General features: G+C 65.3%; 14 protein-coding genes. 4 read left to right on the forward strand and 10 right to left on the reverse strand.

All coding sequences use genetic code 11. The features are described 5' to 3' along the window. From bcsB to bcsD, 5 genes are all read right to left on the reverse strand, one after another. Entirely contained in the window at positions 1-2637 is a 2637-nt protein-coding gene (gene bcsB / locus FRZ40_RS17585; RefSeq protein WP_147234982.1) for a cellulose biosynthesis cyclic di-GMP-binding regulatory protein BcsB, read from the reverse strand. 3 nt (positions 2638-2640) lie between these two features. Next, positions 2641-4872 carry a UDP-forming cellulose synthase catalytic subunit gene (bcsA, locus tag FRZ40_RS17590; protein WP_147234983.1) on the reverse strand — a complete coding sequence of 744 codons (2232 nt, stop codon included), beginning with the start codon at positions 4870-4872 and terminating at the stop codon, positions 2641-2643. Next, positions 4869-5657 (reverse strand): cellulose biosynthesis protein BcsQ, encoded by a 789-nt coding sequence (gene bcsQ / locus FRZ40_RS17595; RefSeq protein ID WP_147234984.1) that lies wholly within the window; start codon positions 5655-5657, stop codon positions 4869-4871. Before bcsQ ends, bcsA begins: the two co-directional genes overlap by 4 nt. Beyond that, positions 5654-6511 (reverse strand): cellulose biosynthesis protein BcsP, encoded by an 858-nt coding sequence (gene bcsP / locus FRZ40_RS17600; protein ID WP_147234985.1) that lies wholly within the window; start codon positions 6509-6511, stop codon positions 5654-5656. Before bcsP ends, bcsQ begins: the two co-directional genes overlap by 4 nt. A 116-nt stretch (positions 6512-6627) precedes the next feature. Next, complete coding sequence (bcsD, locus tag FRZ40_RS17605; RefSeq protein WP_147234986.1) at positions 6628-7092, reverse strand: cellulose biosynthesis protein BcsD; 465 nt, start codon at positions 7090-7092, stop codon at positions 6628-6630. 327 nt (positions 7093-7419) lie between these two features. Here bcsD and FRZ40_RS17610 point away from each other — a divergent pair, with 327 nt between their 5' ends. Both FRZ40_RS17610 and FRZ40_RS17615 read left to right on the forward strand, forming a co-directional pair. Continuing rightward, the gene (locus tag FRZ40_RS17610; RefSeq protein WP_147234987.1) at positions 7420-7827 is read left to right on the forward strand and encodes a hypothetical protein; all 408 of its coding nucleotides are present in this window, start codon (positions 7420-7422) and stop codon (positions 7825-7827) included. Between the two features lie 98 nt (positions 7828-7925). Next, complete coding sequence (locus tag FRZ40_RS17615; protein ID WP_147234988.1) at positions 7926-8756, forward strand: alpha/beta fold hydrolase; 831 nt, start codon at positions 7926-7928, stop codon at positions 8754-8756. 119 nt (positions 8757-8875) lie between these two features. Here FRZ40_RS17615 and FRZ40_RS17620 read toward each other — a convergent pair whose 3' ends face one another. Next, positions 8876-9835, reverse strand: coding sequence for a peptidoglycan DD-metalloendopeptidase family protein (locus FRZ40_RS17620; RefSeq protein ID WP_147234989.1), 960 nt, complete (start codon positions 9833-9835; stop codon positions 8876-8878). A gap of 419 nt (positions 9836-10254) precedes the next feature. Between FRZ40_RS17620 and FRZ40_RS17625 the strand changes: the two genes are divergently transcribed. After that, entirely contained in the window at positions 10255-10662 is a 408-nt protein-coding gene (locus FRZ40_RS17625) for an SRPBCC family protein (protein ID WP_147234990.1), read from the forward strand. 18 nt (positions 10663-10680) lie between these two features. Here FRZ40_RS17625 and FRZ40_RS17630 read toward each other — a convergent pair whose 3' ends face one another. Further along, positions 10681-11436, reverse strand: coding sequence for a DeoR/GlpR family DNA-binding transcription regulator (locus FRZ40_RS17630; RefSeq protein WP_147234991.1), 756 nt, complete (start codon positions 11434-11436; stop codon positions 10681-10683). Positions 11437-11596: 160 nt separating this feature from the next. Between FRZ40_RS17630 and FRZ40_RS17635 the strand changes: the two genes are divergently transcribed. Further along, entirely contained in the window at positions 11597-12184 is a 588-nt protein-coding gene (locus tag FRZ40_RS17635; RefSeq protein WP_147234992.1) for an NUDIX domain-containing protein, read from the forward strand. A 165-nt stretch (positions 12185-12349) separates the two neighbouring features. Here FRZ40_RS17635 and FRZ40_RS17640 read toward each other — a convergent pair whose 3' ends face one another. The 3 genes from FRZ40_RS17640 to FRZ40_RS17650 all read right to left on the reverse strand — a co-directional run bounded on the left by FRZ40_RS17640 (position 12350) and on the right by FRZ40_RS17650 (position 16176). Further along, positions 12350-13504, reverse strand: a complete 1155-nt coding sequence (locus tag FRZ40_RS17640; RefSeq protein WP_147234993.1) for a CaiB/BaiF CoA transferase family protein — start codon at positions 13502-13504, stop codon at positions 12350-12352. Between the two features lie 43 nt (positions 13505-13547). Next, positions 13548-14870, reverse strand: coding sequence for an MFS transporter (locus FRZ40_RS17645; RefSeq protein WP_147234994.1), 1323 nt, complete (start codon positions 14868-14870; stop codon positions 13548-13550). Between the two features lie 163 nt (positions 14871-15033). Next, positions 15034-16176: an acyl-CoA dehydrogenase family protein gene (locus tag FRZ40_RS17650; protein ID WP_338048151.1), complete on the reverse strand. Its 1143-nt coding sequence runs from the start codon at positions 16174-16176 to the stop codon at positions 15034-15036. Between the last annotated feature and the right edge of the window lie 2 nt (positions 16177-16178).

Below are 16178 nucleotides of genomic sequence, written 5' to 3' on the forward strand. Positions count from 1 at the left end.
TCAATTCTTCAGCCGGAACGCGGCGACGGCGCGCAACAGCCGGTAGAACACGGCCGCGATGATCAGCGCGGCCAGCAGCCCGCCGAACATCAGCAGCAGCGGATGCACCGACAGCGCCCAGCGCATGTATTCGATGGGCGACAGATGGCCGACGTAATACACGTCGCCGTTCGACACCACTTCGAGCGTCCGCCCGCGCACGACCGTCAAGCCACCCTGGATCCCCTGCACCAGATCGGGATCGAGCATCGCGTTGGTCAGATCCGTTTCCGACTGGCCGGGCGCCGAAATCAGCGCGACCACGCTGCGCCCTTTTTCGACCGGCGACTGGAAGCCGGTGATGATCGCATCGCCCGATGCATTCACCAGCGACAGGTCCGCGCGTCCCGCCGTGCGCACGCCGCCGCGATTGCCATGCCACCAGTTGGCGATGCGGAACGACACCTTCGAGAACTGCATGCGCCGCGCGTCGTCCTCGGCGGCGAACGGCATGTCTTTTTCCCACGTCGCCAGCAGCGGCTGCTGGCCGGGCGCACCGATCACGAGCAGATCCTTGCCGGTGAGACGCTGCACATCGGCGGCCGTCGCGACCGTGACGCCCGTCACGGGATACGCCGTCGACGCGCCCATGCGGCCCATCACCGTCAGATACAGGCTGTAGTCGCTCGGGTTCGCGTTGACGGGCAGGATCACGGCTGTCTGCGACAGATCGGCGAGCTTCGTGAACGGCCAGCCGCTGTTCGCGAACGCGGCCAGATCGGGCAGCGCCATGTAATGCGGGAACGACGACAGATCGATCGTCGAATCGGGATCGATCTCGCCGCGCACGTTGTCGAGCACCTGCCCCTGGCATTCGCCCGTCTTCGGCATGTCGTAATAGAAGTGGAAACGCAGCTGCGCCTGCGACGCGAGCAGATGCGGCGGAATGTAGATCTCTTTCGATGCGGGAGCCGTGTGATCCGGCAGCATCCCGTTCAGATAGCGGCCGAGATCGAGCATCGACGACGACTCCGCCGGAATGCGCAGCGCCTGCACGAAGTTGTTGTTGACGCTGATGTTCAGCGTGGAACGATCGGGCGCGGGACGCACCGTATAGCGGTAGCGCAGGTCGACGGGCACGCCCTTCGTGCGCCACGTGAAGAGGTCGGGCGCGATGCGCAGATCGACGCGCACCACATCCGGGTTGTAGCCGCGCACGGACAGGTCTTTCGGCACGGTCAGTTCGCCGAAACGCACGGCGCGGTCAGTCGGCAGCCAGCCCGGCGCGTCGTACGGCTGACGCGCGCGCGGCGCGTCGACGTGCGTGATCGTCTGCACGGTGCCCGAGAGCGCCGCCTCGCCGAGCGACAGCGCATTCGCCGCAGTCTTCAGCTCACGCGCGTCGCGGCCCATCACGAGCAACAGCTTGCCGCGCGCGGGTGCTTCGCGATCGACGATCGCGAGCATCGGGCCGTTGATGGTCGGCAGCGCGACGCCTGCGGGACGCTCGTCGTTGGTCGCGAACACGACGGCATTGCCCGACAGCGGCGCGTTGTCGAGCTGCGCGGGGAACAGCGCGCCGCGATAGCCGGCGAGCGAGCCGAACCACGACGCGACGGCACCCGCCGCTTCGAGCGATTGCGACGACGGCTTCGCGGCAAACACGAACGGCAACTCGAGTCGGCGGATGTCGCGCCGGTCGAAGAACGGCAGCGGCAGCGCGCCGAGATCCGGCTTCGTCGCCAGCGACGCGAACGTCAGATCCAGCGTGCTCGCGTTGCTGACGGTCGCCCACAACGCGCTGCTCGCGGGATCTTCACAGCCTTGCGTGTAATGGCCGATCAGCTGGACGTTCAGGTGATTGAACTCGGTGACGAGGCGCGGATCGAGCGGAATGTCGCGCGCGAGCAGCGTGCCCGCCTGCTCACGCGGCAGCGGCAGCGTCGCGGCCACTTCGCCGTTCACCAGCACTTTTAGATGCGACAGGTTCGACAGCAGCGACGGCGAGTAGCTGTAGATCAGATGCAGGTTCGCGCCCGTCACGACTTCGTCGGCGCGCACCGAAAACGGCACGCCGTTCTGTCCGTCGACGCCATGCAGTTGCAGCGGATCGAGCGCACCGAGTTGCGCGAACGTGAAGGTTTGACGGCGTCCGCCGGAGACGGCCGTGCCGTTGTCGGCCGTGGTCGGCATCGTGTCGCGGCCGCTGCGCACCACGGCGAACGTCTGCGGCGCCGGCTCGGCGAACGACGGCTGCTGCGCGGCGCGCGGATCGACGGGCTTCGCGGACGGCAGCGGCGGCAAGCCGTTATCGGCGGAGGCGGGCGGCGTGGATTGGGCGACGAGCGGCTGGTTCGCCCGCGTCGTGCCGGGCGCTGCGGCAAGCTGCGCCTTCGTCGCGGGAATCGCGCCGGGCGATGCGGCCGGCGCGGCATCGGACGCAGCGTGCACGACGGGCAGCGTAGCCGCGAACAGCAGCGCGGCCACGCTCGCGCGCAACGGCAGCCGGCGTGCGGCGCGCGCCAGTGTATGCACCCCAAAGCGCACCCCAAAGCGCACTCCAAAGCGCACACCCGAGCGCACACCCAGGCCCACACCCGAACGCAAACCAGCCCTCACCGCCGCTATCACAGCGGCGTCGTTTCGCAAGATCCCCATCGTTTATTTTCCGTTCTTCGTGTCGTTTGCTGCGGCCTCGCGCCGGCTGCGCAGCGTGCGCAGGTCGGCATACAGATGTTCGAATAGTCCGCCGATGCCGCCCACACCGACGCGCATCACATGCGAGAGACTCTTGAGCGGCGTGTCGACTTCGCGCCCTTCCGCCCAGCCCGTCCAGGCATCGGCGCGCGCGAACGTGCTCTGCACGAAGTCGAGTTCCTGCTCGCGCGTCATTGCCGCGAACTTCAGGCCGACGCGGCCCGGCACCGCGTACGTGACATCAGCGGGAAACACGAACTCGTCGTGGCCGCGAAACAGCGACACGACCACCTTCTCATGAAGCGGCACCTGGATCGCGGCAGGCAGTTGCAGCGCGAGGCCGCCCTCCGCGTAGTCGACCGTTTCGCAGGTCAGCGTGCGCCCCGTCGAAAAGCGCAGCGATGCCGGAATGCGCATCGCGACGCGATGCGTCGCGCGCACCTGGCGCTGCTCGCGCGCAGCCGCGACGCTCGCGCCGAGGATCAGCATGTTGTAGCCCGTCCACGCGAGGTTCAGCACCGTCGTCTGCACTTCGCTGTGCGAGGTGTAATGCAGCGCGATATGCACGCACCCGACGACGAAGCCGATCAGGTTCAGCGCCAGCAAAATCAGATACGGACGCGAAATGGCCCAGTCGAAGTACTGCTCTTCGATCCGCCCGCCCTTCGCCGTCACGTTGAACTTGCCGAGCTTCGGGTTGATCAGCGCGAGCAGCGTCGGCGCCGTGATGTACGACGCGAGCACCGACTCGTACACCTCGGACCAGAACGAATGGCGAAACTTCTGCTGCATCCGCGAGTTCGTGATGTTCGCGTGGAACATATGCGGCAGCGCGAAGATCGCGATCGTGCCCGCCGCCGCCTGGATGATGTGCGCGTTGAAGAACAGGAACGACAGCGGCGCCGTCAGGAACACGAGACGCGGGATGCCGTAGAAGAAGTGCATCATCGCGTTCAGATAGCAGAGCCGCTGGCCGAACGACAGCCCGCGCCCCGTGAGCGGATTGTCGATGCGGAAGATCTGCGTCATGCCGCGCGCCCATCGAATGCGCTGGCCGATGTGGCCGCCGAGACTTTCCGTCGCGAGACCCGCGGCTTGCGGTATCGCCAGATACGCGGTCGTGTAGCCTTTGCGATGCAGCTTGAGCGCGGTGTGCGCGTCTTCCGTCACGGTTTCGACGGCGATGCCGCCGATCTCTTCGACCATCGTCCGGCGCAAGAGCGCACATGAGCCGCAGAAGAACGTCGCGTTCCACAAGTCGTTGCCGTCCTGCACGAGACCATAGAACAGCTCGCCCTCGTTCGGCACCTTGCGGAAGGTGCCGAGATTCTTTTCGAACGGATCGGCGGAGAAGAAATGGTGCGGCGTCTGCAGCATCGACAGCTTCCTGTCGCGCAGGAACCAGCCGAGGCCCACTTGCAGGAACGAGCGCGTCGGGATGTGATCGCAGTCGAAGATCGCGAAATATTCGCCGTCGGTGATCTTCAGCGCTTCGTTGATGTTGCCCGCCTTCGCGTGACGGTTGTGCGAGCGGATCGTCCACGCGACGCCCACTTCCTCGCAGAACGCCTTGAACTCGGGACGGCGTCCGTCGTCGAGCACGTGAATGGACAGCTTGTCCTTCGGATAGTCGAGCGCGATCGCGGCATACACGGTCGGCTTCACGACCGAGAGCGGCTCGTTGTAGGTCGGAATGAAGATGTCGACGGTCGGCCATTCGCTGCGGTCGGCGGGCAGCGGCAACGGCTTGCGCCGCAGCGGCCAGGCCGTCTGGAAGTAGCCGAGCATCAGCACCAGCGCCGCGTACACTTCCGCCGACACCAGCAGCAGGCCCCACGCGGCATCGAGCGGGCGTTCCCAGTAAGTGGTCTCCGTCAGACGCCAGTACATATAGCGGCCCGTCGCGATCACCGACAGCATGATCATCACGAGCGTCGCGTAATGGCCTTTGGCGCGCCGGAACAGCAGCGCACAGACGAAGCAGCAGACGGCGAACGTGAGCTGCTCGCCGAACTCGAGCGGCACCGTGAACACGAAGAACAGCGCCGCCAGCGCGAACAGTACCAGCAGGATCGTGACGGGCTTGCTGCCCATAATGCGCCCGTCGATCAGATGCGAAGCGAGCCGGTCGAAGCGCGAGCGGCCTGGAGGCTCGGCGTCGACGGCTTCGAGAATGTCTTCCGGCGCGGTGCTCATGCGACGTTCCTCGGCAGCCGCGCCTGGCCGTTCAGGCGTGCGCCCAGCCAATCGCCGCACGCGCGCAGATCGGCGGCCGCCTGGCTATGAGGGTCGTAGTGAATCACGGTCGTGTCGTACGCAAGCGATTCGCTCACGCCCTGGTCGAGATGGATGACGCCCGGAAACAGATGACCGGCGAGCGCATCGCGCAGCACCTTGACGACGTCTTTCGTGAGACTGCGGCTCTGGTCGACCTGATTGATCACGTAGCCATAGCCGATGAAATCCTGGCGCGGCAACGCATACGTCTGGATCAGCCGCTCCATTTGCGGAATCGCCGCATACGACGCGGCGTCCGCGATCACGACGTTCAGTGCGAAGTCCGCGGCCAGCAACGCGGCGCGCGTGTAGACGGTCGCGCCCGGCGGCGTGTCGATCAGCACGATGTCGTCGGCGTCGAGCGCCAGCGTTTCGAGCGATTCGCGGATCAGATACGGATCGCTGTCGAGCCGCGCTTCGAACACGCGCCGGTCGTCTTCGTTCAGCGCGCCGTGCGGCAAGGCCGTGATGCCGTCGATGCCGTCGAACATCACCGTGCGCCACGATGCGCCCGACAGCGTCGCGCGCGCGACGCCGTGGTAATTGTCGATGGGAACGCCGAAGTGCAAACGCAGCGCGTTCTGCGGATCGAAGTCGACGGCGATCACGCGGCGTCCGTTCGCGCCGAGCACCGACGCGAGATTCGCGGCGAGCGTCGTCTTACCGACGCCGCCCTTGGCGGAGACAACTGAGACAACTCTCATGCTTCACCATCCACCTTGAAGCGCGTCCGGAACGTGTCGCGCAGTGAACGGCCAGGCGCCGCCGGAGCGCCCGAGAGGCGCGCGAACAACGAGGACAGATCTTTTGAGGGCACGGCTGCCGATGACCCGGAAGGTGCCGCGAGTTTGCCTCCGAACAGACCCGACAGGATCGAGCCGCCCTCCTGCTGCGCGGGCGCCGAAGACGCCGCGCGCGCACCTTCCGAAACCGGATTGCCAAATGGGGGCGGAGCAAACGTTTGACGTTTACCTAAAAAAGGGGCGGCCGGAATGCCACGGGCTTCACGTTGCGGCTGAGATGCCAAAACACGGGAAACAGGCGGCGCGGCTGACGTCGGCGCAACGGACGGTGCTGCCGCAGTCGCGGCAGCGGCCGTCGCAGCCGACATGCCCGGCGCGTTCGCGGCCGCACTGCTGCGATCCGTGGAAGGCGCGACGGCCGGCGGCGGGGCAAAGCGGTTCGCGCCCGTTTGCAGGGGAGCGACGGGCGGCGGCATCGTCGCATGGCGATGGGCGCGGGCGAACAACGGCAAACGCACGGGTGCGGCTGACTCCCGACTCGCGGACGCTGCTGTCTGTGCGGGCGGCTCGTCAAATGCCGCCGCCGATGAAGCGGCTGCCTCCACGCGATGTGTCAACGCTGCCGGCGATGCCGAAGGCGCCGACGGACGCCCCGCATCCGGCACGGGTCCGGCATGCGCGATATCGAGCGCGTTCAGCAAGGGCCAGCGCAATGCGGCGTGCTTCGCCTCGTCATCGCGCGCTACTTCCTGATATTGCCCGGCGTCGCCACCGAAGCGCCGGAAGAGATTACCGACGTCGTCTGAAACGCTCATGATGTTTCCTCTGCTTGTCCTGCGCATCCCTGCACTACGACAGCGGGTGCCTTCAGAGCCCGCTGTTTCACCATATGGTTAACGTCGCCGCCGACGCCAAATTTAGTCAGCGTCAGTCAGGCTGCCTTCAACAGTCTGAACTCGCAGGCATGTGCATTCGCGGATCGATATTCCTGCAACGCCAGCGAGCCCGCGCCCAGTTCATGCAGCCAGTGCTGATACGCGCCTTCGAGAAAAGCCGAAGCCCACGGCGCCGCCCGCTCGCCGAATGCGGCAAGCGGCGCACAGGCATGCTCGAGGGAAAGATAATCGTCCCGTTCGACAAGACGCACGAAGCCCCAGTCGAGTTCCGACCAGATGGCGTTCAGAAAGGAAGCGAGGTCGTCGAGCGTCGCGCATTCAGAGGCGGGATACTTTGCGGCAAAGCGCGCACCGATGCGCGCCATCAGCATGCGCAGTTGCGACGTATCAAGCTGTGTCTCGAACTCTTCGGCGAGCGCGCTGAGGAAGCCGCGCCATTGCACGGAAGTCTGATGTCGCGTGTAATAGTCGAGCAGGGTTGCCGTGTGTTCGTCTTGCATGTACGAGAGGTTGATTACGTATGCGGATGATTGACCGGCATGGCACTGGTAAACCAGTATCGAACGCCGTTAAGTCGACAGACTGATTTGTTGAGCGAACCGTCACAATGGGCGCGCCAGCATAGCATCGTTCAGATGCCGATAAAAAGGCAACCGGCATTGTGCCGATGTGGAAAGCGGACGACGAGCGAATATTTTGCGCTTGCTCTTTTGCAAGGGCTCTGGGCGGTCAGTCGAATGTTTCACCCCGTCCGCGCTTTCTTCCATTGCCTTACGTAAATGTTGTTTTCTGCATGCTTCTATTCGAACTGCTTCGGGAGTCAAACGATGAAGATCAACGACGAAAGCGCTATGCAGTTTCTCGGCGCCATTCGCAAGCCGCTGCTCGTGCTGCATAAGGCAATACTCGATCATGAGCGCGCACTGTATGAGAAGGAGTTCGGCCCCGTCACGCCTGCAGCCTTCCTGCAGGTATTGATTAACGGCACGGGGTTTCGCTGGCTGAATCCGTTGTCGACCATAATCGCGAATGTCGACGAGATTCTCGACGATGAAGAGGCGACGAGTGCCGATCGCGTTGCGGCCGTTGAATCGGTTGCCGGTCTTTTTTCCGAGGATTTGCCAGGCAATAATTTCCTGCCGCATTACCGGCAAATCTTGCAGCACAGTCCCGAGATATTGCATGCGCACGGACAAGTCGCGCCGATTTTGAAGTCGCTCGAATCAGGCGATTAATCGACTCGTTTGTTTCGCATTTGAATCGCTATTCGAGGTGCAAATCTGCATCGCGAGTCCTGCATGAATGAATGAATGACTGACGGAGTTGAACACGCATGACGCACTGGATGCTCGACCAGCAGTTCACGTATCGCGATCAGGCCGTTCGTTACGGGACCTTCGGCGATGGGCCGCCTGTCGTGCTGATTCACGGTACGCCGTTTTCGTCGTGGGTCTGGCATCGCATCGCGCCGCATCTTGCGCGGGATCGCAAGGTGCACGTTTATGACCTTCTCGGCTATGGCCAGTCGGAACGGCGCGAAGGCCAGGACGTTTCGCTCGGCGTGCAGAACGGCCTGCTCGCCGCGCTGTTCGATCACTGGAAACTGGATACGCCTGCGAATGTGCCCGATGTCGTGGCGCATGACTTCGGCGGCGCGACGGCGTTGCGCGCGCATCTGATCGACGGTTGCGACTATGCGAGCCTCACGCTGATCGACCCCGTCGCCGTCGCCCCGTGGGGATCGCCGTTCGTGCGGCACGTGCACGAGCATGCGGCGGCCTTCGAGGGCCTGCCTGCCTATATTCATGAGGCCGTCGTCGACGCGTACATCCGCGGTTCGATCGCGAGGACGATCGCGGACGACGAACTCGCGCCCTACGTGACGCCGTGGCTCGGCGAAGTCGGCCAGCCTGCGTTCTACCGGCAGATCGCGCAGATGGACCAGCGCTATACGGATGAAGTCGAAGCGCGTTATGCGCAGATACGCTGCCGCACGCAGATCCTGTGGGGCGAGGACGATCAGTGGATTCCCATCGAACGCGGCTGGCAGTTGGCGAGCGTCATCCCCGATGCGCGTTTTCAGCCGGTGCCGAACGCAGGACATCTGGTGCAGGAAGACGCGCCAGAAGCCATCGTCGCCGCCGTGTTGCGCTGGATTGGCTGAGCGCCGTGCGGCCCGGCACCGCTGACCGGTTTTTGCAGGCGTGAACAAACAGAAAGGCTCCGGCGAAAGTATTTCGCCGGAGCCTTTCTGTTTCGCGCGACGTCGAAGCAGCGCGTCCGTTAGCTGCGCTGATGCGGCAGATACGGCATCGGATCGATCGGCTTGCCATCGTGGCGCAGCTCGAACAGCACCGACACGCGCGAGTTGTTTTCGTTACCCATCTCGGCGATCTGTTGCCCCTTGCGCACGATGTCGCCCGTCTTCACGAGCAGCCTGCGGTTGTGCGCGTAAGCCGTCAGAAAGTCCTTGTTGTGCTGGACGATGATCAGGCTGCCGTACTCGTTCAGCCCCGTGCCGGCGTACATGACCTTGCCGTCGGCGGCGGCGCGGATCGGATCGCCCGCCTTGCCGCCGATTTCGATGCCGCGCGTCTCGCCAGGCTGGAACCCTCCGACGACATTGCCCTGCGCCGGCCAGATCAGCGCCACGCCTTTCGCATGACGCGCCACTTCGGCCTTCACTTCGCGCGCTTCGGCGGCGCTCGGCGCGGGCGCGCCTGTCGCGGGTGCAGCGGAGGCCGTCGTGGCGGGCGCGGCATTCGGGGCATTCGTAGCCGTGGCCGTCCCACCGCTCGCCGTCGCGTTCGACGCGCCGCTCGCGGCCGCCGCGACACCATTCGACGCCGCGCCCGGAGCCTGGCCCGCGGAGGGAGCAGCCGGCACGGCGACCATCTTCACTGCATCCGGTGACGATACCTTCAGCGGCTGCCCGAGATGCAGCCGCGCGGACGGCTTCAGATGATTCCACGCGACGATCTGCTTGACCGTCACGTTATGGCTGCGTGCGATGCGAACCAGCGAATCGCCGCGGCGCACCTTGTAGATCACGGGCGGCACCGGCTGCGCGACCATCTGCGGCGCGGTCGCGGCGGACGCCGGATCCGTTGCCGTTTGCGCGGTCGACGCCGCGTCGTTGTTCTTTGCTTCCTGCTCGCCGACGTGCGCGCAGGCACCCAACATCAGGGCGAGCGTAAAGCTCGCGAAACTGGCCCAGGTTCTGTCGAAACCATTCTTCGACATATGCTCTCCCGCATGTATTCGTTCAAGGAGCGGATGCGCGCCTCGCCCGATCAGCCGATGTCGCAGCACACGCAGGACACCCGCTGACGGCGCGCAGCATGCCGCCTCGTTGCGGCCTCAACCGTCCGGCCGCACGCCGGAGTTTTCCTTCAGACAGAGCCGCGTCAAACGTGATGCGATCTTCCGCCAAAAGGGTCGGATTAGCCTTTTAAATCCAAGCCGCATTGTAAAGTGCCGGAACCGGAAAACCCGGCGCGCAAACACTTCGATACAAATGTTTATTGGCGGTGTTGTTCGTCCCGTCGCGCGCAGGCCAGCGGCCCTTTCGCCGCGCGTCGCAGATACCGCCCTATTCCATATCGGCACCGCGCGCGCGAAACTTGAGCAGCGTGCCGATGAGCACTTGCATGGAGACAACGATGACCCTCGTAGCGGAATCGAAAACGATAGGCGTGGCGATCGCGCGCGACTGGCGCGAGGTCTACGCGTTCATGGAACATCCGCTGTCGTTCGCGCAGTGGGCGTCGGGGCTGGGCAAACCGTTGCGCGGCCAGGGCGTCGAGTGGATCTTCGAAAGTGCGGACGGCCGTCCCGTCACCGTGCACTTCACGCCGCGCAATCCCTATGGCGTACTCGATCATCGCGTGATTACCGAACAGGGCGAAGAGATCGCGATACCCATGCGCGTGATCCCGAACGGCAGCGGCGCCGAAGTGCTGCTCACGCTGTTCCGGACGGCCGGCATGAGCGACGCGCAGTTTGCCGCCGACGCACAATGGGTCGAACGCGACCTCGCCGAACTGAAGCGCTTTCTGGAGAAACGATGAGCCGCAGGCGCGCTCCGTTCAGGCGCGCACGATCGTCACGCCGAGCGCCTCGAACGGCGCAGTCGTCGGCCCGGGCGTGCCTTTCTCGACGATGATCGCGCTCGCCGCGTCGATGCCCGCGATCATGTACGCCGACGCCGCATTCAGTTTTTCCGACGATGCCAGCACGACCGTCTCGGCGGCCCGCGCCATGAGCGCGCGCTTGACGTAGGCCTCTTCGAGATCGCCCGTGCTCAGCCCCGCCTCCGGGTGGACGCCCGTCACGCCCATGAAGTAGAGATCGGCGCGAATGTGCGCGAGCGCTTCGATGGCGGCCGCGCCGACCGTCACCATCGAATGACGGAACAGCCGCCCGCCGATCACCACGACTTCCAGCGCCTCGTGCTCCGCGAGTTCGACGGCGACGCTCGGACTATGCGTGACGATCGTCGCGCGCAGATCGAGCGGAAGATGACGCGCCAGCTGGATAGCCGTCGTCCCGCCATCGACGAACGCGATCTGGCCCGGCGCGATCATCTGCGCGGCTGCCCGGCCGATCGCCGCCTTCGCCTCCGAGCCGATCTGCCGGCGCCCCGCGAGATTCGCCACGGCCGGCGACGCGGCCAGTGCGCCGCCATGCACGCGCTGCAGTTTGCCTTCCGCGGCAAGCTCGCGCAGATCGCGGCGCACCGTGTCTTCCGACACACCGAATGTCTCGCTCATGGACCTGGCGAGCACCTGCCCGTCGCGCTGGAGGGCCTCCAGAATCAGCTTTTTGCGTTGGGAAGTCAGCATGCTATTCGTCTGATGATGAGGTTTACGCGAGTTTGCATGAGTTTTCTTGATTTTGCACGAATCTGCACGATACCATGATCCGACGATGCGGCCAATCGGCTGCGTCATTCCCGATCGTCATTCGCGCGATCGGTCTGTGAATTCGAAACAGGGAACGCTCATGAGCGAAACGGCTGACCGGGTGCGTATCGTCGATGTGCAGGTGCTGTCCGACGACTGGTACGTGCTGAAGAAGACCACCTTCGATTACCGGCGCGCCGATGGCAGCTGGCAGCGGCAAAGCCGCGAAACGTACGATCGCGGCAATGGCGCGACGCTGCTGCTCTACGACCCGCGCCGGCGAACCGTCGTGCTGACGCGGCAGTTCCGCTTGCCCGCGTTCGTCAACGGGCACGAAGGGATGTTGATCGAAGCGCCCGCCGGCCTGCTCGAAGCGGCATCGCCGGAGGCACGCATTCGCGCGGAAGTAGAAGAGGAAACGGGCTATCGCGTGGAGTCGGTGCGCAAGGTTTTCGAGGCGTTCATGAGTCCGGGCTCGGTGACGGAGAAGCTGTATTTCTTCGTCGCCGAATATGACGCGGCGACACGCGTGAGCCGTGGCGGCGGCGTCGCCGATGAAGGCGAAGATATCGAAGTACTGGAGCTGCCCATCAACGACGCTCTGGCGATGATCGCGCGCGGCGAGATCATGGATGGCAAGACCATCATGCTGCTTCAATACGCGGCGCTTCATCTGTTCCTGCAGTGATCGGGAGCGAGCCACGGCGCTTGTCGCCTGATTCAACCCGCTGCGTTTCACCTTGAGCCGGAAGGTGGCCGCGAGTGACGGCCACCACTCAGGAACTCTACGGAATATTGGCTTTCATTTTTCCGGCAAGCCCCAGTTCGCTGGGACTTCGATTCACTCGCCCCCTCACGCCATGCAACCTACTCCGCATGTCTGCAGCCGCGCAATCGCTTCGGCATCGAACCCCCAGTCGACGAGTGCAGCATGGCCGCCTTCGCCGCGTTTCGGAGCCGGTCCGCGGATCGCGGACGGCGTCGCCGAGAAGCGCGGCGCGGGCGCCGGCTGGACCGCGCCCGCCACTTCCACGAAGCTGCCGCGCGCCACATGATGCGGGTGCGACGGCGCCTCGGAAAAGCCCAGCACAGGCGCCACACACGCGTCACTGCCTTCGAACACAGCGCACCATTCGTCGCGCGTGCGCGTAAGGAACGCCGCCTCGAAGCGCTCGCGCAACATCGGCCAGCCCGCCCGGTCGTGCTGTTTCGGTAGATCCTCGCCTGCGAGGCCAAGCTTTTCGATCAGTTCTGCGTAGAAACGCCCTTCCACCGCGCCGACCGACATATATCGTCCGTCGAGCGTGCGATAGCTGTCGTACCAGGGCGTGCCGCCGTCGAGCAGGTTGCTCGCGCGTTCTTCGCGCCAATTACCCGACGCAATGAGCCCCCACACGGTAGCCGCCAGTTGCGCCGCACCTTCGATCATCGCCGCGTCCACCACCTGGCCCGCGCCGCCACGCTGGACGTTGAGCATCGCCGCGACGACGCCGAGCGCGAGCAGCATGCCGCCGCCGCCGTAGTCGCCCACGAGGTTCAGCGGCGGCACCGGGGCCTCACCGCCGCGGCCGATGCCCGACAGCACGCCGGAGAGCGCGATGTAGTTCAGGTCATGGCCCGCGCGCGCCGCGAGCGGGCCCGTCTGGCCCCAGCCCGTCATGCGGCCGTAGACGAGCTTCGGATTGCGAACGAGCGCCGTGTCCGGGCCGAGCCCCAGACGCTCCATCGTGCCGGGGCGATAGCCTTCGATCACGATGTCGGCGTGCGCCATCAGTTCCAGCACAGCCTCGACGGCTTCCGGGCGCTTCAGGTCGAGTGTGATGGAGCGACGGCCGCGAGCCGTCACGCTCACGTGACTGCCGGTGACCTTCGGCCCCAGGTCGTCCGGCGCGTCGGGCCGCTCGATGCGCAGCACGTCGGCGCCCATATCGGCCAGCAACATCGCTCCGAACGGACCGGGCCCGATCGCTTCGAATTCCAGCACGCGAATACCGCTCAATACGCCCATCCTGCATCCTCCTGAAAGTGTTCCTCTCTCTGGGGCGCGCCGTTCAGCCCACGGTCACCGTCGCCCGGAGCAGCGCCGCGCGCGTGCGTTCGGGATCCAGCCAGCGCAACGCCACCAGCGCGGCGAGCGCCAGCAGCACCGCACCCATGGCGAAACCCATTTCGTAGCCGGTCACGTCATGAATTCCGCGCGTCTGGACGAAACGCCCCACCACAGCCGGCGCGATGGCGCCGGCAAGATTACCCGCCGCGGTCAGTATCGCGATCATGCTCGCGCGCTGCCGCTCCGGGACCATTTCAGTCAGAATGGCGGGCGCAAGCGCAATCGCAATGGGCGGCAGCGCAGCGGCCACCGCGAATATCAGCACCTTCTGCACGGGCGTGAGCGGCACGAATGCGAGCGCAGCGAACAACGCACCGGCGGCGAGCAGGCATACGCTCACGAGTTGCACACGCCCGTGACCGCCGCTCGCGCCGTGCCGAACCAGACGCTGCGAGAGCACGCTCAGGCCGATCGTGGCAGGCATGCCGACAACGATCACGAATGCGAACCAGCGGCCCGCCGAACCGGGGCTAAAGCCCAGCGCATTCTGGAGGTAAGCCGGCAGCCAGGTAATGGTCAGCCCGAGCGTCCAGAAACCGCTAAAGGTGATGAGAAAGACCGCGAGCACCGAAGGGGCGAGCAGCATGCGCCGATAAGACATGCGGGCAGGCGCTACCGTACCGGCAGGGGCAACATGTCCGGCGTGCTGTGCACCGGCAAGACCGGTCGGATTCGCCTCGCCGATCGGCCCTTCCCGGCCGCAGCACAGCCACAGCACACTCCACAGCGCGCCCGCCGCGCCGAGTATCACGAAGTTCACGCGCCATCCCCAATGCTGGGTCACGAACGGAATGACGAGTCCCGCCAGCAACAGGCCCGCGCCCGCGCCCTGGGCGATGACGGCAACGGGCAGGCTGCGCTTCGAGTCGGGAAACCACTTGTAGAGCGAGTGAACCGCAACGGGAAAGGCCGGCCCCTCGGCGGCGCCCAGCAGCACCCTGCAGACCAGAATCGCGGTAGCGCCGCCTGCCAGTGCGATCGGCAACTGCAGGACGGCCCAACTCACGCTCATCGCCAGCAGGAGTACGCGCCCTGGCATCCGGTTGGCGACGAACCCCACGAGCACCGTCGAGATCGAGAAGAGCCAGTAAAAGCTGCCTGCAATCAGCCCGAACGCCGACGGTGAAAGATGAAACTCCGCCATCAGGGGCACCGCGACCATCCCCAACGCGATCTTGTCGAGAAAATTGAGCAGCATGAAGCACGTCAGCATCGCTGTCGTGCCCCAGGCCGCGCGGCTCCGATAGGCAATCGATTCGCTCATAACAGTTCCTGTTTAGCCGACCATGGGCCTCATGGTCCTCATCCGCCCGTATTGGCGCCATCGCCCCACGGACGGGGATCGTGCGAAATGACACGCGCGTGCGCTCGCCCGTCCGGGCGCTGCAAAGCGTGCGCCCGGGGCAAGGGTGGATCGCCGTGCGCCGTTATGCGCCTTCTTGCGCCGCCGTGCGCGCGAACACGTCGACGTGATGGTCCGCATCGCCGAAAAGTTGCGCGGCGCCCATGAGGAACTTGAAGTAGTCGCCCACCACCAGTTCCGCTGTCACACCGATACCGCCATGCAACTGGATTGCATGCTGGCCGACGAAGCGGCCCGCCTTCGTCACCATCGCCTTCGCGGCGCTGACCGCGCGCCGGCGTTCCTCGGCGGAATCCGACTCCAGCGCCGCCGTCGCGAAGTGTGTCATCGACAGCGCCAACTCCTTCTGCACGAGCATGTCGGCAAGCCGGTGGCGCAGCGCCTGGAATGCGGCGAGCGGCTGGCCGAACTGATGGCGCGTGCGCAGGTATTCCGCCGTCATCTCGATCAACCGCTCCATCGCGCCCACCGAGGCTGCGCACAACGCTGCGATGCCGCGCTCGATTCCCGCCTCGAGGATGGTGGCGCCCCGGCGCGGATCGCCCAGCACCTGAGCGGACTCCACGAACACGGATTCGAACGTGACTTCGGCGGCCTGCTGGCCGTCGACGGTCGGATAAGCTCGCACGATCACGCCCTGCGCGCTCGCCGGCACCACGAACAGCGTGACCGCGTCGACGGCGGCATTCCAGGCCGACACGATGAATGCATCCGCTGCGCCGCCATGCCAGACGTGCAGCTTGCAGCCATCGAGGCGAAAGCCCTCGCCCGCCGCGCGAGCCGTGGTGCGCGGCGCGTGGAAGTCGTAGCGCGCATTGCGCTCCTGCCACGCCGGCGTAACGATCCTGCTGCCGTCGGCGAGAGCGGGCAGCCAGGCCTCTTTCAGGCGCTCGCCGCCGTGCTCCGCGAGCATGCTCACGCTCATCACACTGCTCGCGATGAGCGGCTCCAGCAACAGCGCGCGCCCAGCTTCGTACTGGACGACGAACGTATCCGTCGCGCGCCCCGCGAAGCCGCTGTACGCCTCCGGCACGCCCAGCGCCAGCACGCCAAATTCGGCGTATGCACGCCATGCGTTGCGGCACAGGCCCTGATGATCACGCGTCACCTTGCGGCGATGCTCGACCGTGTATTCGTTCTCGGCAAAGCGGCGCAGCGTGTCGGCCAGCTGGCGCTGCTCTTCGGTCCAGGAGAAGTCCATCTTCATGC

The organism is Paraburkholderia azotifigens, assembly GCF_007995085.1.
Classification (GTDB): Bacteria; Pseudomonadota; Gammaproteobacteria; order Burkholderiales; family Burkholderiaceae; genus Paraburkholderia; species Paraburkholderia azotifigens.